We start from the raw sequence: 18926 nt of genomic DNA on the forward strand, positions 1-18926 counted from the left end.
TTGCTTGATTCAAATTGTTAAAGAGCGACGCAGCTTTTGGCTGCTGCGGGAGTGGCATTCTACTCAACCGCCTTCTCGAGTCAAGCCTTATTTTCAAAGGCTTTTCGAGGCGACCGACCCGGCTGTTTGCGTTGCCGCTTGCCGTGTCGATGGAGGCGCATTATAGGGAGTGAATTCGTTCTGGCAAGAGGATAATTGCAAAAAGATGGCTTTCATCGTTCAACCGCTCACAAAGCCACCAAAAAGCATCTTAATCCAGCGAAATCAGCCTGCGACAGGTGCTGCAACGGCAAAATCATGCAGGTTGTCGTAGATGGCATCGGCCAGCTCAATCCCCGCATCAGTAATCGGCTTGCCTGTTCTGACCATGACCTTGTGACCGACCTTGGCATTGATGGCGGCTTTCAGGTCCGAAGGTTTGTCACCCACCATATAAGAGCGGCTCATGTCGATACTGAGCTCCCGCTGGGCAAGCAACAGCATACCCGGTTCGGGTTTGCGGCAGTCGCAGGGGGCACCGTGGTCCGGGTGATGGGGGCAGAAGTAGATACCATCGAGATCCACATCGCGATCGGCCAGGGACCAATCCATCCACTCGGTCAGGTTCATGAAGTCATCTTCAGTGAAGTAACCACGGGCGATGCCGGATTGGTTGGTCACCACGACCAGCAAATAGCCTTTTTTCTTCAGCAATTGCATGGCCTCAATCACCCCGGGCAGAAAATGGAAGTCATCAACCTGGCTGACATAACCCGTGTCCTTGTTGATGACACCATCGCGATCCAGAAAAATGGCGGGTTTACTCACAGCAGCTACCTCTATCAATAATTTCGCAAAAGTATCTCACAGGCCATTTAAAGCCCCAAAAGTAAAAGGGGTGGCCGAAGCCACCCCTTTCATGTGTGCATATAAAGTATCGATTAAGCGATAACTTTAGCTACAACACCAGCACCTACGGTACGGCCACCTTCACGGATAGCGAAACGCAGGCCGTCGTCCATTGCGATCGGGGCAATCAGGGTAACAACCATCTTGATGTTGTCGCCCGGCATTACCATCTCTACGCCTTCCGGCAGTTCGATGGTACCGGTCACGTCGGTAGTACGGAAGTAGAACTGCGGACGGTAGCCTTTGAAGAACGGGGTGTGACGACCACCTTCTTCTTTGGACAGCACGTACACTTCAGATTCGAACTTGGTGTGCGGCTTGATGGTGCCCGGCTTGGCCAGTACCTGACCACGCTCTACGTCTTCACGCTTCACGCCACGCAGCAGCGCGCCAACGTTCTCACCTGCACGACCTTCGTCCAGCAGTTTGCGGAACATTTCAACGCCGGTACAGGTGGTCTTGGTGGTATCTTTGATACCAACGATTTCCACTTCTTCACCAACTTTAACGATACCGCGCTCTACACGACCGGTTACTACGGTACCACGGCCTGCGATGGAGAATACGTCTTCGATCGGCATCAGGAACGGCTGGTCAATTGCGCGCTCCGGCTCCGGAATGTAGGTGTCCAGGTGGCCGGCCAGTTCCAGGATCTTCTCTTCCCACTGAGCTTCGCCTTCCAGCGCTTTCAGTGCGGAACCACGTACTACCGGCAGGTCATCACCCGGGAAGTCGTACTCGGACAGCAGTTCGCGAACTTCCATCTCGACCAGTTCCAGCAGCTCTTCGTCATCTACCATGTCGCATTTGTTCATGAACACGATGATGTACGGAACGCCTACCTGACGACCCAGCAGGATGTGCTCACGAGTCTGCGGCATCGGGCCGTCAGTCGCTGCTACTACCAGGATCGCGCCGTCCATCTGGGCAGCACCGGTGATCATGTTTTTAACGTAGTCGGCGTGACCCGGGCAGTCTACGTGGGCGTAGTGACGGGTAGCGGTGTCGTATTCTACGTGGGAGGTGTTGATGGTGATACCACGCTCACGCTCTTCCGGCGCCTTGTCGATCTGGTCGAAGGCGAAAGCTTTACCACCGAAGTGCTTGGCCAGCACGTTGGTGATGGCGGCGGTCAGGGTGGTTTTACCGTGGTCAACGTGGCCGATGGTGCCGACGTTTACGTGCGGTTTATTACGCTCAAATTTTTCTTTAGACACGACGTAGTCCTTCTAGGTTAAACCCGCCTACCGTCGTAGGCGGGGAATCTTAAATTACTTGGATTTGCGCTCTTCGATCACGGCCTGGGCGACGTTAGTCGGGGCATCGTGATACTTGGCGAATTCCATGGCGTAGGAAGCACGACCCTGGGTAGCAGAACGCAGGGAGGTGGCGTAACCGAACATTTCGGCCAGCGGCACCAGAGCACGTACGATCTTGCCGGACGGGCCATCTTCCATGCCTTCGATCAGGCCGCGACGACGGTTCAGGTCACCGATAACGTCGCCCATGTAGTCTTCCGGAGTCTCGACTTCGACCTTCATGATCGGCTCGAGCAGTACCGGGTTGGCCTTCATGAAGCCAGCCTTGAACGCCAGAGAAGCAGCGATCTTGAACGCCAGTTCGGAAGAGTCGACATCGTGGTAAGAACCGAAGTGCAGACGCACGCCCAGATCCATTACCGGATAGCCTGCCAGCGGGCCGGACTTCAGCTGCTCGCGGATACCCTTGTCAACACCCGGGATGAATTCGCCCGGAATGACGCCACCCTTGATGTCGTTGACGAACTCGTAGGCTTTGCCTTCTTCCAGCGGGTACATGTCGATAACGACGTGACCGTACTGACCACGACCACCGGACTGCTTGGCGTGCTTACCTTCGATATCCTTGACGGTGTTACGAATGGTTTCACGGTAGGCAACCTGCGGCTTACCTACGTTCGCTTCTACCTTGAACTCGCGACGCATACGGTCAACGATGATGTCCAGGTGCAGCTCACCCATACCGGCGATGATGGTTTGGCCAGACTCTTCGTCGGTCCATACGCGGAAGGACGGATCTTCCTGAGCCAGACGGCCCAGTGCCAGACCCATCTTCTCCTGGTCGGCCTTGGATTTCGGCTCAACGGCGATGGAGATTACCGGCTCCGGGAATTCCATACGCTCCAGGATGATCGGTGCATTCTCGTCACACAGGGTATCACCGGTGGTGACGTCCTTCAGGCCGATGGCAGCAGCGATGTCGCCTGCGCGAACTTCTTTGATCTCTTCACGCTTGTTGGCGTGCATCTGAACGATACGGCCAAAACGCTCGCGCTTCTCTTTAACGGAGTTCAGCACGGAGTCACCGGAGTTAACCACACCGGAGTAAACGCGGAAGAAGGTCAGGTTGCCCACGAACGGGTCGGTAGCAATCTTGAACGCCAGAGCAGAGAACGGCTCGTCATCGGAAGCGTGACGCTCGTCTTTGGTCTCGCCATCCAGCTTCAGACCGTCGATCGCAGCAACGTCGGTCGGCGCCGGCAGATACTCGATCACGGCATCCAGCATGGCCTGTACGCCCTTGTTCTTGAACGCGGAGCCACAGGTAACCAGGATGATTTCGTTATTCAGAACGCGCTGACGAAGAGCTTTCTTGATCTCTTCCTCGGTCAGTTCTTCACCACCCAGGTATTTTTCCATCAGGTCTTCAGACGCTTCAGCAGCGGCTTCAACCAGGTTCATGCGCATTTCTTGCGCCTGTTCCAGCAGCTCGGCCGGCACGTCTTCGTAATCGAAGGAAACGCCCTGGTCAGCTTCGCTCCAGTTGATGGCTTTCATCTTGACCAGGTCGATAACGCCCTTGAAGTTCTCTTCTGAACCGATGTTCAGTTGCAGCGGAACCGGGTTACCTTTCAGACGGGTCTTGATGTGCTCAACGCAGCGCAGGAAGTTGGCACCGGTACGGTCCATCTTGTTGACGAACGCGATACGGGGAACCTTGTACTTGTTAGCCTGACGCCATACGGTTTCAGACTGGGGCTGTACGCCACCTACGGCACAGTACACCATCACGGCGCCATCCAGAACACGCATGGAGCGCTCTACTTCGATAGTAAAGTCAACGTGGCCCGGGGTATCAATGATGTTGATACGGTGCGGTTGGAACTGTTTACCCATACCGGACCAGAAAGCGGTGGTCGCGGCGGAGGTGATGGTGATACCACGCTCTTGTTCCTGTTCCATCCAGTCCATAGTGGCAGCGCCATCGTGAACTTCACCGATCTTGTGACTTACACCGGTGTAAAACAGAACGCGCTCGGTAGTAGTAGTCTTACCGGCGTCGATGTGAGCGGAGATACCGATATTACGATAACGCTCAATGGGGGTTGTACGAGCCATTGTCATCCTCTTACTAGGGCACTTGTCCCCAGATAATTGAAGGTGCGCAGAGCCAAAAGACCCTGCGCAAGCGGATTACCAGCGGAAGTGAGCGAAGGCCTTGTTCGCTTCAGCCATACGGTGAACGTCTTCACGTTTCTTGACAGACGAACCCTTATTGTCAGCGGCATCCAGCAGCTCGCCAGCCAAACGCTGAGCCATTGATTTTTCACCACGTTTACGAGCGGCATCAACCAACCAGCGCATTGCCAGGGCATTGCGACGAACCGGACGAACTTCTACCGGTACCTGATAGGTTGCACCACCGACACGACGAGATTTAACCTCGACGGCCGGACGAATGTTGTCCAGGGCTTCTTCGAATACGGCCAGGTGCTCTTTGCCAGTCTTGGTGGCAATGATGTCCAGCGCGCCATATACGATGGCTTCGGAAACAGATTTCTTACCGTCAACCATTACTACGTTGACGAATTTAGCCAGCAGCTCTGATCCGAACTTGGGATCCGGCAGGATTTTACGCTGACCAACAACACGACGTCTTGGCATTTCAAATTCTCCGTAACTTCAGGGGTTACCCAAAACTAGAAAGTTATCTAACTAGAAACGAATTAACGTTTGGCCTTACTTAACGGAGAACCATTAAGCTTTCGGACGCTTCACGCCGTACTTGGAGCGAGCCTGCTTACGGTCTTTAACACCGGCACAGTCCAACGCACCACGAACGGTGTGGTAACGAACACCTGGCAAGTCTTTTACACGACCGCCACGGATCAGAACAACAGAGTGCTCTTGCAGGTTGTGACCTTCACCGCCGATGTAGGAGGTGACTTCGAAGCCGTTGGTCAGACGTACACGGCACACTTTACGCAGTGCAGAGTTAGGCTTCTTCGGGGTGGTGGTGTATACACGAGTGCACACGCCACGCTTCTGAGGGCACGCTTCCAGCGCCGGCACGTTGCTTTTCACAACGAGCTTGATGCGTGGCTTGCGAACCAACTGGTTAATAGTTGCCATCAAAAGGCTCCTGATAATGACTTCATAAACATGTGAAAAATCCTCCCCGCAGATACGGGGACGCGAAATTTTATGCCCAGTTGTCAAGGGAGTCAAGATTTATACAATCCGTGTCGGGAAAGGCACGGCAGAATGTGTGTAAAGGCACGGTAAGTCACTGAAATTATTTTATAAAAACAGTTTCTAGCCACCCCATGTCTGCGGTGAGCCTTTTTCGGCGATCAGCGCGACCAGGTCGGCCATCTCCAGATCCATCCCGATCCGTGACTGCAACCCCCTCGCCTGCAGGTCCTCCCGCATCACGTAGAGCGGCACGCCTGTCAGCCGTTCGCTCCACAACGGGGCCGTTGCCGCGACGACGGCGTCCTGCATCAGCACCAACACATCGTCCGGCTGGCGATAGGCCAGTGCCTGCTCCAGCTCCTGGCTCTGGAAGGGAGACGTCAATATCAGCTGTATCATGACTACCTCAAAAACAGATGTGGGTGCTGCAGTCGCCCCACTGGCGACGAATGTCGGATCGGGAGAGACCGGTCACCGGGATCAGCAGATCCTCGGGGGTCAGCCCCCGTTCCGCCAGCGAGTCGGTACACACATAGACCTCTTCGATGTCGTACAGCTCGAGCATCTTGAAGGTCGGCGCATAATGACGCTGCAAGATGGCCTGTGGCTGCTGGTCCTTGAGCAGTTGCAGCACGCCGTCCTCGATGAGAAACAACGCCAGCGACTCCGTCATGGCAGAGGTGGCCAGCAGGGCGTCGAGACCTTCCCGGCCAGCCGCAGTACCATGAGGCCCGCGCCGGCAAATGAACGCTATCTTGTGCATGCTTCCCCCCTAGAACTGGACAAAGCGATCGGCGGTCAGGCTGGCTTCCGCCAGCTGGCCCAACCCGCTCAGGCAAAAGGGCGCTTCCAGATTGAACTGCGCTCTGCCCATCCCCTTGGCTTCCTGCTCATCCAGCACACCACGACGCATGGCTGCCGCCACGCATACGTCGATACGGATCCCCTGCTGGATGGCGAGCTCGCGCCACAGAGCGACCAGGTTGCTCTCATCGGAGGCGGGAGCATGCAGACCGTTGCCGTTGCAGACCCCATCCTGATAGAAAAACAGGTGAGACAGTCGATGACCCTGCTCGATGACACTCAGGGCAAAGCGATAGGCCGTGCTGGCCGACTGGGTACCATAGGCCGGCCCTGTCACCAGCAAGGCGAAATTGAGACTCATATCCGGACTCCTGCGCATGTATCAGCCCATTCTACGCCAAATACGAAAAAGCCCCTCCTGGGAGGGGCTCTTCGTACCGCCTTGGATCAGACGTAAGCGATGGCTTCGACTTCAACCAGCACGTCCTTGGGCAGGCGCGCCACTTCCACGCAGGAGCGGGCCGGGGCCGATTCACCGAAGTAACGGGCATAAACCTGGTTGAAGGCAACAAAGTTGTTCATGTCGCTGAGGAAACAGGTGGTCTTCAGCACCTTGCTGGTGTCGGCACCCGCTGCCTTCAATACTGCAACCAGGTTCTTCATCACCTGCTCGGCCTGAGCCTCGATACCGCCAGCCACGATCTCCATGGTGGCCGGATCGAGCGGGATCTGCCCTGAGGTGAAGACCAGCTCGCCCAGTTTGGTGGCCTGAACATATGGACCAATTGCGGCAGGAGCCTTGTCGGTTGCAATAACTTCTTTAGCCATTCTTGTCTATCCCCTTCTATGGCGCTTATTCGTTTTCGTCTTCACCCTGCTTGCGCTGTCGGATGTACAGATAAACGGTGTGTTTGGAAATATTCAGTTTGTCGGCGACCAGGTTGATCGAGTCCTTGATATCAAATATGCCCTTCTCGAACAACTGGGTCACGATAAACCTGTTTTTGGCATTGTTGGCAACGGTCGGATCGCGGTTGATTTCGTCGATGGTATTGTCCACCGTCTGGGCAACCAGCTCTTCCACACTGTTGGCAAAGGTCTCCGGCGACTGACGCTCGACTTGTTGCGGCGTCGGGAAGAATTCGGCGACAAACTCGTGAAAAGGCGCATTGATGTGCAGGTTGATACAGATAAGGCCGATCACCTGCCTGTCGCTGTTCCTGATGGCGATGGTGCTCGACTTCATCAGGGCACCGGTGCGGCTGCGAGCAAAATAGCTCTGGGTGTAATCCTGGCCGGTATTCTCTATGTCCTTGAGCATACGCAGCGCGAGATCGGTAATGGGGGCCCCCTCATTACGTCCCGTATTGAACCCGTTGGCAATCTTGATCACGGACTCGTGCAGATTTTCCAGGGAGTGGAGCACCACTTCACAGTGCTTGCCGAACAGCTCAGCCAAGCCGTCGATAAGCCCATCGTATGAGCGCAACAATTCCCTGTCTTCGTCTGTAAAAGTGCGACCGATCAGTTGCTCTTCGGGAAGCATCACTTCCTCGATACCGACAGTCATGTTCTACCCCTGTAATACCCATTCAACTTTCCCGAGTTTTCAGTTGCGAGGGTTCAATGTCAACTTTTTTTGATTTTTTACTCCGCAACCTTGCTCTGGATCATCCGAATATCCGCGTGGCATCAGGCTTTGCCGAGAAAACAGCCAATAAAAAGGGCCCCATAAAGGGGCCCTTTTTCAATCACTGCAGCAGAAGATTACTCTTCGTCAAAGCTGCCGGCTGCGTTGAGCAGATCCGCCAGGTTTTGCTGAGCTTCATCGGCAGTCACCTGCGGTGCGGCAACGGCACGAGCGGCTGCGGCACGCTGGTTGATCCGGCTGTGGTGGTAGGCAAAGCCGGTACCAGCCGGGATCAGACGACCTACGATCACGTTCTCTTTCAGGCCACGCAGTTCGTCGCGCTTGCCGCCAACGGCAGCTTCGGTCAGAACGCGGGTGGTTTCCTGGAAGGAAGCCGCGGAGATGAAGGACTCGGTGCTCAGAGATGCCTTGGTAATACCCATCAGGATGTGACGGTAGGTGGCCGGGGTCTTGCCCTCAGCAACCAGCTTACGGTTGGCAATCTTCACGCGAGCCACTTCAACCTGTTCGCCTTCGATCAGGTCGGTGTCGCCAGCAGTCAGGATCTCGCACTTGCGCAGCATCTGACGAACGATGACTTCGATGTGCTTGTCGTTGATCTTAACGCCTTGCAGACGGTAAACGTCCTGCACTTCGTTGGCGATGTAGTTGGCGACCGGGCTGATACCACGCAGACGCAGGATATCGTGAGCAGACTCAGGACCGTCCGCCAGCACTTCACCCTTCTCAACTTTTTCACCTTCGAACACGTTCAGGTTACGCCACTTCGGAATCATCTCCTCGTAGACGTCGCCACCATCGGTCGGGGTGATGACCAGACGGCGTTTGCCCTTGGTCTCTTTCCCGAAGGAGATGGTACCGGAGATCTCGGCCAGGATGGCCGGCTCTTTCGGTTGACGTGCTTCGAACAGATCCGCAACGCGCGGCAGACCACCGGTGATGTCCTTGGTACCGCCGGACTCTTGCGGGATACGCGCTACCGCGTCACCCACGCCCACGTTGGCACCATCTTCCAGGTTCACGATCGCCTTGCCCGGCAGGAAGTACTGGGCGGCTACATCGGTACCCGGGATCATCACGTCCTTGCCGTTCAGGTCGACCAGTTTCACGGTCGGACGCATCTCTTTACCGGCGCTCGGACGCTCGTTGACGTCCAGCACGACGATGGAGGAGAGACCGGTCAGCTCGTCGGTCTGACGAGTAATGGTCACGCCGTCGATCATGTGTTCGAAGTGCAGGCGACCCGCCACTTCGGTGATGATCGGGTGAGTGTGCGGATCCCAGTTGGCGACGGTTTCACCGGCGCTCACGGCCTGGCCATCCTTCACTTCCAGCACGGCACCGTAAGGCAGCTTGTGGCTTTCCTTGGTACGGCCCATCTCGTCCATGATGGTCAGTTCGGTAGAACGAGAGGTGATAACCAGTTTGTCGTCGCTGTTGTGAACGAACTTGGCGTTCTGCAGCTTGATGCTACCGGTGTTCTTGACCTGGATGCTGCTCTCGGCAGCGGCACGGGATGCGGCACCACCGATGTGGAAGGTACGCATCGTCAGCTGGGTACCCGGTTCACCGATGGACTGGGCGGCGATAACACCGACAGCCTCACCCTTGTTAACCAGGTGACCACGGGCCAGATCACGGCCGTAGCAGTGAGCACAGTTACCGAAGTCGGTCTCACAGGTGATGGCAGAACGTACCTTCACGCGGTCGACGGAGTTGCGCTCCAGCAGGTCACACAGCTGCTCGTCGAGCAGGGTGTTGCGTGCTACCAGCACTTCGTCTTCAGTACCCGGCTTGATCACGTCATCGGCAACCACACGGCCCAGCACGCGCTCACGCAGCGGCTCGACCACGTCGCCACCCTCGATCAGCGGAGTCATCCACAGACCTTCGGTAGTGCCGCAATCGTCCTCGGTGATCACCATGTCCTGTGCCACGTCTACCAGACGACGAGTCAGGTAACCGGAGTTCGCAGTCTTCAGTGCGGTATCCGCCAGACCCTTACGAGCACCGTGAGTGGAGATGAAGTACTGCAGTACGTTCAGACCTTCGCGGAAGTTCGCAACGATCGGCGTCTCGATGATGGAGCCATCCGGCTTGGCCATCAGGCCACGCATACCGGCCAGCTGACGAATCTGGGCTGCGGAACCCCGCGCACCGGAGTCGGCCATCATGAAGATGCTGTTGAACGAGGCTTGCTCTTCTTCTTCACCCAGCGAGTTGACGTTACGCTCTTTGGACAAGTTCTCCATCATGGCCTTGGAGACACGCTCGTTGGCGCTGGCCCAGATGTCGATAACCTTGTTGTAACGTTCGCCCGCGGTCACCAGACCGGACAGGAACTGGTCCTGGATCTCGGCGACTTCGGCTTCGGCAGAAGCGATGATGTCCTTCTTGGCATCCGGGATGACCATGTCATCGATACCAACGGACGCACCGGACAGGGCCGCGTAGTGGAAACCGGTATACATCAGCTGGTCAGCAAAGATGACGGTGTCCTTCAGGCCCTGCTTGCGATAGCAGGTGTTCAGCAGGCGAGAGATCAGCTTCTTGCCCAGCGCCTTGTTGGAGACGCACTTGATCCAGTTCTGCGGGTTGGCATCCAGATCAGCCTGTTCGGCGGCAGTCAGCACCTTCGGCTCGTCGATCAGGGCGTATTCCATGCCTTTCGGCAGGATCAGGCTCAGGATCGCACGACCAACGGTGGTGTTCTTCATCTCGGTCTTGGCAACCAGCTCACCGGCTTCGTTCTTCACGTACTCGGTGATGCGGCACTTGACGCGCGCATGCAGGTCGGCCAGGCCGGCACGGTAGACCTTCTCGGCCTCTTTCGGACCGGACAGCACCATACCTTCGCCCTTGGCGGCGATACGGGCACGGGTCATGTAGTACAGACCCAAGACCACGTCCTGAGACGGAACGATGATCGGCTCACCGGAGGCAGGCGACAGGATGTTGTTGGTGGACATCATCAGCGCGCGCGCTTCCAGCTGGGCTTCCAGGGTCAGCGGTACGTGGACCGCCATCTGGTCACCGTCGAAGTCCGCGTTATAGGCGGCACAGACGAGCGGGTGCAGCTGGATGGCCTTGCCTTCGATCAGGGTCGGCTCGAACGCCTGGATACCCAGACGGTGCAGAGTCGGTGCACGGTTCAGCAGGACCGGGTGTTCGCGGATCACTTCGTCCAGGATGTCCCAGACAACAGCTTCTTCGCGCTCAACCATCTTCTTGGCGGCCTTGATGGTGGTCGCCAGACCGCGAGTTTCCAGCTTGCCATAGATGAAGGGCTTGAACAGTTCCAGCGCCATCTTCTTCGGCAGACCGCACTGATGCAGGCGCAGGGTCGGACCTACGGTGATAACGGAACGACCGGAGTAGTCGACACGCTTACCGAGCAGGTTCTGACGGAAACGACCTTGCTTACCCTTGATCATGTCGGCCAGGGATTTCAGCGGGCGCTTGTTGGAGCCGGTGATGGCACGGCCACGACGACCGTTGTCCAGCAGGGCATCCACGGACTCTTGCAGCATGCGCTTTTCGTTGCGCACGATGATGTCCGGTGCAGCCAGATCCAGCAGACGCTTCAGACGGTTGTTACGGTTGATCACGCGGCGGTACAGATCGTTCAGATCGGAGGTCGCGAAACGGCCGCCGTCCAGCGGTACCAGCGGACGCAGGTCCGGCGGCAGCACAGGCAGCACTGTCATGATCATCCACTCCGGCTTGTTGCCGGACTGCAGGAAGGCTTCCATCAGCTTCAGACGCTTGGTGGTCTTCTTGCGCTTGGTCTCGGAGTTGGTCTGATCCAGCTCTTCGCGCATGGTGCGCACTTCGCCTTCCAGATCGATGGCGCGCAGCAATGCCAGGATTGCTTCGGCACCCATCTTGGCGTCGAATTCGTCGCCCCACTCTTCCAGTGCGTCCAGGTACTGCTCTTCGGACAGCATCTGGCTGCGCTCGAGGTTGGTCATGCCAGGTTCGATCACTACATAGGATTCGAAATACAGCACGCGCTCGATGTCACGCAGGGTCATGTCCAGCAGCAGGCCGATACGGGACGGCAGGGACTTCAGGAACCAGATGTGGGCAGTCGGGCTGGCCAGCTCGATGTGGCCCATACGCTCACGACGGACCTTGGTCTGGGTCACTTCTACGCCGCACTTCTCACAGATCACACCACGGTGTTTCAGGCGCTTGTACTTGCCGCACAGACACTCGTAGTCCTTCACCGGTCCGAAGATACGGGCGCAGAACAGACCATCACGCTCCGGCTTGAAAGTCCGGTAGTTGATGGTCTCAGGCTTTTTGACCTCACCGAATGACCAGGAGCGGATCATGTCAGGAGAGGCCAGACCGATCTTGATACTGTCAAACTCTTCGGTCTTGGTCTGAGCCTTCAAAAACTTGAGTAAGTCTTTCACGTGTTTCCCCTGTCAGGAGTCTAACCTCGGCGCCCCTCTCGGGGCGCCCACGTCAATTCTCGAACAATAAGAGCGAGCTCTTACTCTTCGTCCAGCTCGATGTTGATACCCAGAGAGCGGATTTCCTTCAGCAATACGTTGAAGGATTCGGGCATGCCCGGCTCCATACGGTGGTCGCCATCCACGATGTTCTTGTACATCTTGGTACGGCCATTCACATCGTCAGACTTGACGGTCAGCATCTCCTGCAGGGTATATGCCGCACCGTAAGCCTCCAGGGCCCACACTTCCATCTCACCGAAACGCTGACCACCGAACTGCGCCTTACCACCCAGCGGCTGCTGGGTAACCAGGCTGTAGGAGCCGGTAGAACGCGCGTGCATCTTGTCGTCTACCAGGTGGTTCAGCTTCAGCATGTACATGTAACCCACGGTGACCTTACGCTCGAAGGCGTTACCGGTACGACCGTCGAACAGGGCGATCTGACCGGATTCCGGCAGGTCGGCCAGCTTCAGCAGGGCCTTGATTTCACGCTCTTTGGCGCCATCAAATACCGGAGTTGCCACCGGCAGACCCTTGCGCAGGTTACCGACCAGGGTACGTACGTCGTCGTCGGACAGCTCGGCCACGTTCACTTGCTGGGTGTCTTTCTCGCCCAGGTCATAGACCTGTTGCAGGAAGTCACGCATCTCGTGCAGCTCGCGCTGTTCCTTGACCATGCGGTCGATCTTCTCGCCAATACCCTTGGCCGCGAGGCCCAGGTGCACTTCAAGGATCTGACCGATGTTCATACGGGACGGTACGCCCAACGGGTTCAGAACGATGTCGACCGGACGGCCGTACTCGTCATGGGGCATATCCTCGACCGGACAGATCTTGGAGATAACACCCTTGTTACCGTGACGACCCGCCATCTTGTCACCTGGCTGGATGCGACGCTTGACGGCCAGATAGACCTTGACGATCTTCAGGACGCCCGGCGCCAGGTCATCGCCCTGGATGATCTTGCGACGCTTGTTCTCGAATTTCTTGTCGAACTCGGCCTTCAGCTCAACGTGCTGTTCAGCGATCTGTTCCAGCTCGATTTGCTTGGCTTCATCTTCGATGGCCAGTTCAAACCACTTGGAGCGATCGAGCTTGTTCAGACGGTCTTCGCTGTAACCGGCGGCCAGCAGCAGGTTGCGGGAGCGGCCGAAAATGCCGTCTTCCAGGATCTTGAACTCTTCGGTCAAGTCCTTCTTCGCTTCCTTCAGCTGCATCTCTTCGATTTCTTTGGCGCGCTTGTCTTTTTCCACGCCATCGCGGGTAAAGACCTGCACGTCAACCACGGTACCGTACACACCGTTCGGCACACGCAGGGAAGAGTCCTTCACGTCGGACGCCTTCTCACCGAAGATGGCGCGCAGCAGCTTCTCTTCCGGGGTCAGCTGGGTTTCACCTTTCGGGGTCACCTTGCCGACCAGAATGTCGCCGCCCTTCACTTCCGCACCCACGTAGACGATACCGGACTCGTCCAGCTTGGACAGAGCGGCTTCACCCACGTTCGGGATGTCGGCAGTGATCTCTTCCGGACCCAGCTTGGTGTCACGGGAGATACAGGCCAGTTCCTGGATATGAATGGTGGTCAGGCGGTCTTCCTGAACAACACGCTCGTTCACCAGGATCGAGTCTTCGAAGTTGTAACCGTTCCACGGCATGAACGCGACGCGCAGGTTCTGACCCAGCGCCAGTTCACCCAGATCGGTGGACGGGCCGTCAGCCAGTACGTCGCCCGCCATTACCGGCTCGCCCAACATCACGCACGGACGCTGGTTGATACAGGTGTTCTGGTTGGAACGGGTGTATTTGGTCAGGCTGTAGATGTCGATGCCGGCTTCGCCAGGCAGCAGCTCATCTTCGTTGACCTTGATAACGATACGGGAGGCATCGACGTAGTCGATCATGCCGCCACGCTTGGCCACTACGGTAACACCGGAGTCAACGGCCACTGCGCGTTCCATACCGGTACCAACCAGCGGCTTGTCGGCGCGCAGAGTCGGTACAGCCTGACGTTGCATGTTTGAACCCATCAATGCGCGGTTCGCGTCATCGTGTTCCAGGAACGGGATCAGGGCCGCTGCCACAGAGACGATCTGTTGCGGGCTCACGTCCATATACTGGATCTGGTCGGCGTTCATAAAGGTGGATTCACCTTTGTGACGGCACGGGATCAATTCATCTTTCAGACGGCCATCTTCGGTGGTCGCGGCGTTAGCCTGTGCGATCACGTACTTGCCTTCTTCAATAGCAGACAGATAGTCCACTTCGTCGGTGATCACACCGTCAATGACCTTGCGGTACGGGGTCTCGAGGAAACCGTACTCGTTGGTACGAGAGTACACGGACAAGGAGTTGATCAGACCGATGTTCGGACCTTCAGGAGTCTCGATGGGGCACAGACGACCGTAGTGGGTCGGGTGTACGTCTCGAACTTCAAAGCCGGCACGCTCACGAGTCAAACCGCCCGGGCCCAGCGCGGAGATACGGCGCTTGTGGGTTACTTCGGACAGCGGGTTGTTCTGGTCCATGAACTGGGACAGCTGGCTGGAACCAAAGAACTCTTTGACTGCGGCGGAGATCGGCTTGGCGTTGATCAGATCCTGCGGCATCAGGGTGTCCAGGTCGCCCAGGGAGAGACGCTCCTTGACCGCACGCTCGACACGCACCAGACCGACACGGAACTGGTTCTCGGCCATTTCACCGACAGAACGGATACGACGGTTGCCCAGGTGGTCGATATCGTCCACTTCGTCGTTACCGTTACGGATGTCGATCAGGCGCTTCATCACATCGACGATATCGTCTTTGGTCAGGGTGCCCACGCCGGTCTCGTCTTCACGAGCCAGACGGCGGTTGAACTTCATCCGACCTACGGTAGACAGGTCGTAACGCTCGGAAGAGAAGAACAGGTTCTCGAACAGCTGCTCTGCGGCTTCGCGAGTCGGCGGCTCACCCGGACGCATCATGCGATAGATCTCGACCAAGGCTTCCAGGCGGCTGGAGCTGGAGTCGATACGCAGGGTCTCGGACATGTAGGCACCGTGGTCCAGTTCGTTGGTGAACAGAACCTCGAAGTGCTTGAAGCCGGCTTGGGAGAGGTTGGCTACCGCTTCCAGGCTCAGCGCCTGGTTGGCAGTCACTACCATCTCGCCAGTTTGCGGATGTGCGTAGTCCTTGGCAGCAACTTTGCCAACAACATACTCAACCGGTACCTCAATCTGGGTAACGGAATCTTTTTCCAACTGACGGATGTGACGCGCAGTCACCCGACGACCGGTCTCAACCACCACGGCGCCATTGGCCACGATGTCAAAGGTCGCAGTTTCACCACGCAGGCGCTCCGGCACCAGATCCATCATCAGCTTGCCATCTTTGACTTCGAAACCGATGGTCTCGAAGAAGGTGGCCAGAATCTGTTCGGAACTGAAATCCAGGGCACGCAGAATAATGGATGCCGGCAGTTTGCGACGACGGTCGATACGGACAAACAGGTTGTCTTTCGCATCGAACTCGAAGTCCAGCCAGGAGCCACGGTAGGGAATAACACGAGCGTTATACAGCACCTTACCGGATGAATGTGTTTTGCCTTTATCGTGGTCGAAGAAGACGCCCGGGCTGCGGTGCAGCTGGGAGACGATTACCCGCTCGGTACCATTGATGACAAAGGTGCCGTTCTCGGTCATGAGCGGAATTTCGCCCATGTATACTTCTTGTTCCTTGATGTCTTTGACGGTGCCGGCAGCTGCTTCACGGTCGTACAGAACCATACGAAGCTTGACACGCAGCGGCGCGGAGTAGGTCACTCCACGGATCTGGCATTCTTTTACGTCAAATACCGGCTCACCCAGGCGATAGCTGACATACTGAAGCTCAGCACTACCGGAGTAACTGGTGATCGGGAAAACGCTACGGAAAGCGGCCTCTAGGCCATATTCACCTTCCGGGTCAGCCTCGATGAACTGCTTGAAGGAGTCCAGCTGAATGGACAACAGATAAGGCGTGTCCAGTACCTGGTCTCGCTTACCGAAGTCCTTACGAATGCGTTTTTTTTCGGTATAAGAGTAAACCATAGGGTTCCTCAGCTCGCTGATAAGTGACCCACTCTGTCCCACGGGACAGCTCTGTCTCAACACCGTTTTGTGTTGGCCCGGACGAAAGAAAACAGTCCGGATTGCTGGTGCACCGAGAGTCGTAAACGGTGTGAAATGCTCTCAGTCTACAGCGCAAAAAGGCTGGTGAACAAAAATTCACCAGCCCTAGCCTGTTTTATCAGGCTAATCTACATAAATGCAGATTATTTGATCTCAACAGAAGCACCGGCAGCTTCCAGCTCTTTCTTCAGAGCTTCAGCTTCGTCCTTGGACACGCCTTCCTTCAGGTTAGCCGGAGCAGCTTCTACCAGATCTTTGGCTTCTTTCAGGCCCAGACCGGTAGCGCCACGAACGGCTTTGATAACGGCAACTTTGTTGGCGCCAGCAGCAGTCAGAACTACGTCGAACTCGGTCTTCTCTTCTACTGCTTCAGCAGCAGCCGGGCCGGCCATTACGGCAGCAGCGGCAGAAACACCGAACTTCTCTTCCATAGCTTCGATCAGCTCAACAACTTCCATTACGGACATGGAAGCAACGGCTTCGATGATTTGGTCTTTAGTGATAGACATGACAAAAATTCCTGATGTTGAATAAACTCAAACAGCCTAGATAGGCGAGAATCAAGCAGCAGCTTGTTTCTGGTCGCGAACAGCAGCGATAGTACGAACCAGCTTGCCAGCAGAGGCTTCCTTCATGGTAGCCATCAGCTTCGCAATTGCTTCTTCGTAAGTCGGCAGCGTGGCCAGACGATCAATTTGTGCTGCGGCGATAAACTCACCGTTAAAAGCGCCAGCCTTGATTTCGAACTTTTGGTTCGCTTTGGCAAACTCTTTGAACAGACGAGCGGCAGCGCCCGGGTGTTCGTTAGAGAAAGCAATCAAGGTAGGACCGGTAAATGCGTCGTTCAGGCACTCGTATTCGGTACCTTCTACCGCGCGACGCAGCAGGGTGTTACGCACAACGCGCATGTACACACCAGCTTCACGAGCGGTTTTACGCAGGACGGTCATCTTGTCTACAGTCACGCCGCGAGAATCGGCAATCACTGCAGAAAGAGCGCCTTTGGCAGCTTCGTTGACTTCAGCAACAATTGCCTTTTTGTCTTCGAGTCCCAATGCCATTGGCTTAACTCCTGGATTGAATCCGGGTCAATTGACCCAGTACTGACACATCCCCCCTACCTTTACAACAGAGGGGAACGATGCGGTAGCAGGATTCCAGAAGAGAAAGAATCTTTCTCGCTGGGTTTCCGGCACCGTCTACGCAGGAAGTATTAAGGCCAAGCGGCCTCCTGCGGTCTTGGACGGAGGTCGAAGCCCCCAACCAATCAAGGCGCAAAATTATAGATTAAATTTTGCGCCTTGTAAAATCCATCAATTAGGCCTGAGCTTCCAGAGTAGCTTGGTCTACGGCAACACCGGCACCCATAGTGGTGGAGATGCTTACCTTCTTGATGTACTGACCCTTGGCGGAGGACGGCTTGGCCTTTTTCAGGGCAACCAGCAGAGCTTCCAAGTTCTCTTTCAACTGAACTTCGTTGAAGGAAACTTTGCCCAGGGTAGTGTGAATGATACCGTTCTTGTCGTTACGGTAACGAACCTGACCAGCCTTGGCGTTCTTGACGGCTTCGGCTACGTTCGGGGTTACAGTACCAACTTTCGGGTTCGGCATCAGGCCGCGCGGGCCCAGGATTTGACCCAGTTGACCAACAACGCGCATGGCATCCGGGGATGCGATCACGACGTCGAAGTTCATTTCGCCTTTCTTGACCAGATCGGCCAGGTCATCCATGCCAACCAGCTCAGCACCGGCAGCTTTGGCAGCTTCGGCGTTGGCACCTTGGGTGAACACGGCTACGCGTACATCACGACCGGTACCGTGCGGCAGTACAGTAGCACCACGTACGTTCTGGTCAGATTTACGAGCATCGATACCCAGGTTAACGGCAACGTCAACGCTTTCAACGAACTTGGCGGTAGCCAGTTCTTTCAGCAGGGCAATGGCTTCGTTGATGGAGTACTCTTTGGTACCGTCAACTTTTTCGCGAATAACGCGCATACGCTTGGACAGTTTAGCCATTGTCTTACTCCTCCACTACCAGGCCCATGGAACGAGCGGAGCCGGCGATGCAACGTACTTTTGCATCCAGATCGGCACCGGTCATATCCGGCTCTTTGGTCTTGGCGATTTCTTGCAGCTGGGCAACAGTCACCTTACCAACCTTGTCTTTGTTCGGCTTGGCGGAACCAGACTGGATACCAGCAGCTTTCTTCAGCAGGAAGGAAGCGGGCGGAGTCTTGGTTTCGAAGGTGAAGGAACGATCGCTGTAAACGGTGATCACGACCGGAGTCGGAGAACCTTTTTCCAGCTTCTCTGTACGAGCGTTGAACGCTTTACAGAATTCCATGATGTTAACACCGTGCTGACCCAGAGCAGGACCAACGGGAGGGCTGGGGTTAGCACTGCCAGCCTTAACTTGCAGCTTGATATAAGCTGTGACTTTCTTAGCCATTACAAAAATACCTCAGAAATGGGTTCTAACGCCTCGGAGACATGCTCCTGCAAACGGCTCCCCAAC

Annotated in this window: 16 protein-coding genes; all 16 read right to left on the reverse strand. The window is 56.1% G+C overall.

Annotated features, from left to right (window positions below):
* Positions 1-264: 264 nt before the first annotated feature.
* The gene (gene gmhB, locus ACB033_RS19610; protein WP_026141499.1) at positions 265-807 is read right to left on the reverse strand and encodes a D-glycero-beta-D-manno-heptose 1,7-bisphosphate 7-phosphatase; all 543 of its coding nucleotides are present in this window, start codon (positions 805-807) and stop codon (positions 265-267) included.
* 113 nt (positions 808-920) lie between these two features.
* Positions 921-2105 carry an elongation factor Tu gene (gene tuf / locus ACB033_RS19615; protein ID WP_005306325.1) on the reverse strand — a complete coding sequence of 395 codons (1185 nt, stop codon included), beginning with the start codon at positions 2103-2105 and terminating at the stop codon, positions 921-923.
* Between the two features lie 54 nt (positions 2106-2159).
* On the reverse strand, positions 2160-4265 hold the full coding sequence (gene fusA, locus ACB033_RS19620; RefSeq protein WP_005306261.1) for an elongation factor G: 2106 nt from the start codon (positions 4263-4265) through the stop codon (positions 2160-2162).
* A 75-nt stretch (positions 4266-4340) separates the two neighbouring features.
* The gene (gene rpsG / locus ACB033_RS19625) at positions 4341-4811 is read right to left on the reverse strand and encodes a 30S ribosomal protein S7 (RefSeq protein ID WP_005306266.1); all 471 of its coding nucleotides are present in this window, start codon (positions 4809-4811) and stop codon (positions 4341-4343) included.
* A gap of 93 nt (positions 4812-4904) precedes the next feature.
* Positions 4905-5279 (reverse strand): 30S ribosomal protein S12, encoded by a 375-nt coding sequence (gene rpsL, locus ACB033_RS19630; RefSeq protein ID WP_005306278.1) that lies wholly within the window; start codon positions 5277-5279, stop codon positions 4905-4907.
* A gap of 183 nt (positions 5280-5462) precedes the next feature.
* On the reverse strand, positions 5463-5741 hold the full coding sequence (tusB, locus tag ACB033_RS19635) for a sulfurtransferase complex subunit TusB (RefSeq protein ID WP_054543652.1): 279 nt from the start codon (positions 5739-5741) through the stop codon (positions 5463-5465).
* A 7-nt stretch (positions 5742-5748) separates the two neighbouring features.
* A complete protein-coding gene (tusC, locus tag ACB033_RS19640) occupies positions 5749-6105 on the reverse strand; it encodes a sulfurtransferase complex subunit TusC (protein ID WP_025202535.1) in 357 nt (118 codons plus the stop codon).
* A 9-nt stretch (positions 6106-6114) separates the two neighbouring features.
* Positions 6115-6507: a sulfurtransferase complex subunit TusD gene (gene tusD / locus ACB033_RS19645; protein ID WP_017765117.1), complete on the reverse strand. Its 393-nt coding sequence runs from the start codon at positions 6505-6507 to the stop codon at positions 6115-6117.
* Positions 6508-6593: 86 nt separating this feature from the next.
* Positions 6594-6974, reverse strand: coding sequence for a RidA family protein (locus tag ACB033_RS19650; RefSeq protein ID WP_005306289.1), 381 nt, complete (start codon positions 6972-6974; stop codon positions 6594-6596).
* A gap of 25 nt (positions 6975-6999) precedes the next feature.
* The gene (locus ACB033_RS19655) at positions 7000-7716 is read right to left on the reverse strand and encodes a transcriptional regulator (RefSeq protein WP_010635848.1); all 717 of its coding nucleotides are present in this window, start codon (positions 7714-7716) and stop codon (positions 7000-7002) included.
* 197 nt (positions 7717-7913) lie between these two features.
* Positions 7914-12218 carry a DNA-directed RNA polymerase subunit beta' gene (gene rpoC, locus ACB033_RS19660; RefSeq protein WP_005306298.1) on the reverse strand — a complete coding sequence of 1435 codons (4305 nt, stop codon included), beginning with the start codon at positions 12216-12218 and terminating at the stop codon, positions 7914-7916.
* An 80-nt stretch (positions 12219-12298) separates the two neighbouring features.
* Positions 12299-16327: a DNA-directed RNA polymerase subunit beta gene (rpoB, locus tag ACB033_RS19665; RefSeq protein WP_010635847.1), complete on the reverse strand. Its 4029-nt coding sequence runs from the start codon at positions 16325-16327 to the stop codon at positions 12299-12301.
* Positions 16328-16551: 224 nt separating this feature from the next.
* The gene (rplL, locus tag ACB033_RS19670; protein ID WP_005306304.1) at positions 16552-16917 is read right to left on the reverse strand and encodes a 50S ribosomal protein L7/L12; all 366 of its coding nucleotides are present in this window, start codon (positions 16915-16917) and stop codon (positions 16552-16554) included.
* Between the two features lie 51 nt (positions 16918-16968).
* On the reverse strand, positions 16969-17469 hold the full coding sequence (rplJ, locus tag ACB033_RS19675; protein ID WP_005306307.1) for a 50S ribosomal protein L10: 501 nt from the start codon (positions 17467-17469) through the stop codon (positions 16969-16971).
* 256 nt (positions 17470-17725) lie between these two features.
* Positions 17726-18427: a 50S ribosomal protein L1 gene (rplA, locus tag ACB033_RS19680; RefSeq protein WP_005306309.1), complete on the reverse strand. Its 702-nt coding sequence runs from the start codon at positions 18425-18427 to the stop codon at positions 17726-17728.
* Positions 18428-18431: 4 nt separating this feature from the next.
* The gene (rplK, locus tag ACB033_RS19685) at positions 18432-18860 is read right to left on the reverse strand and encodes a 50S ribosomal protein L11 (protein ID WP_005306313.1); all 429 of its coding nucleotides are present in this window, start codon (positions 18858-18860) and stop codon (positions 18432-18434) included.
* Positions 18861-18926: the final 66 nt, after the last annotated feature.

Origin of the sequence: Aeromonas sp. S15(2024) (genome assembly GCF_041402265.1) — a bacterium.
Taxonomy (GTDB): Bacteria; Pseudomonadota; Gammaproteobacteria; order Enterobacterales; family Aeromonadaceae; genus Aeromonas; species Aeromonas dhakensis.

What these genes read in the sequence shown, in the direction of transcription:
- fusA (WP_005306261.1), bottom strand. Translation starts at nt 4,265, where the DNA reads ATGGCTCGTACAACCCCCATTGAGCGTTATCGTAATATCGGTATCTCC.
- rpsG (WP_005306266.1), bottom strand. Translation starts at nt 4,811, where the DNA reads ATGCCAAGACGTCGTGTTGTTGGTCAGCGTAAAATCCTGCCGGATCCC.
- rpsL (WP_005306278.1), bottom strand. Translation starts at nt 5,279, where the DNA reads ATGGCAACTATTAACCAGTTGGTTCGCAAGCCACGCATCAAGCTCGTT.
- tusB (WP_054543652.1), bottom strand. Translation starts at nt 5,741, where the DNA reads ATGATACAGCTGATATTGACGTCTCCCTTCCAGAGCCAGGAGCTGGAG.
- tusC (WP_025202535.1), bottom strand. Translation starts at nt 6,105, where the DNA reads ATGCACAAGATAGCGTTCATTTGCCGGCGCGGGCCTCATGGTACTGCG.
- tusD (WP_017765117.1), bottom strand. Translation starts at nt 6,507, where the DNA reads ATGAGTCTCAATTTCGCCTTGCTGGTGACAGGGCCGGCCTATGGTACC.
- ACB033_RS19650 (WP_005306289.1), bottom strand. Translation starts at nt 6,974, where the DNA reads ATGGCTAAAGAAGTTATTGCAACCGACAAGGCTCCTGCCGCAATTGGT.
- ACB033_RS19655 (WP_010635848.1), bottom strand. Translation starts at nt 7,716, where the DNA reads ATGACTGTCGGTATCGAGGAAGTGATGCTTCCCGAAGAGCAACTGATC.
- rpoB (WP_010635847.1), bottom strand. Translation starts at nt 16,327, where the DNA reads ATGGTTTACTCTTATACCGAAAAAAAACGCATTCGTAAGGACTTCGGT.
- rplL (WP_005306304.1), bottom strand. Translation starts at nt 16,917, where the DNA reads ATGTCTATCACTAAAGACCAAATCATCGAAGCCGTTGCTTCCATGTCC.
- rplJ (WP_005306307.1), bottom strand. Translation starts at nt 17,469, where the DNA reads ATGGCATTGGGACTCGAAGACAAAAAGGCAATTGTTGCTGAAGTCAAC.
- rplA (WP_005306309.1), bottom strand. Translation starts at nt 18,427, where the DNA reads ATGGCTAAACTGTCCAAGCGTATGCGCGTTATTCGCGAAAAAGTTGAC.
- rplK (WP_005306313.1), bottom strand. Translation starts at nt 18,860, where the DNA reads ATGGCTAAGAAAGTCACAGCTTATATCAAGCTGCAAGTTAAGGCTGGC.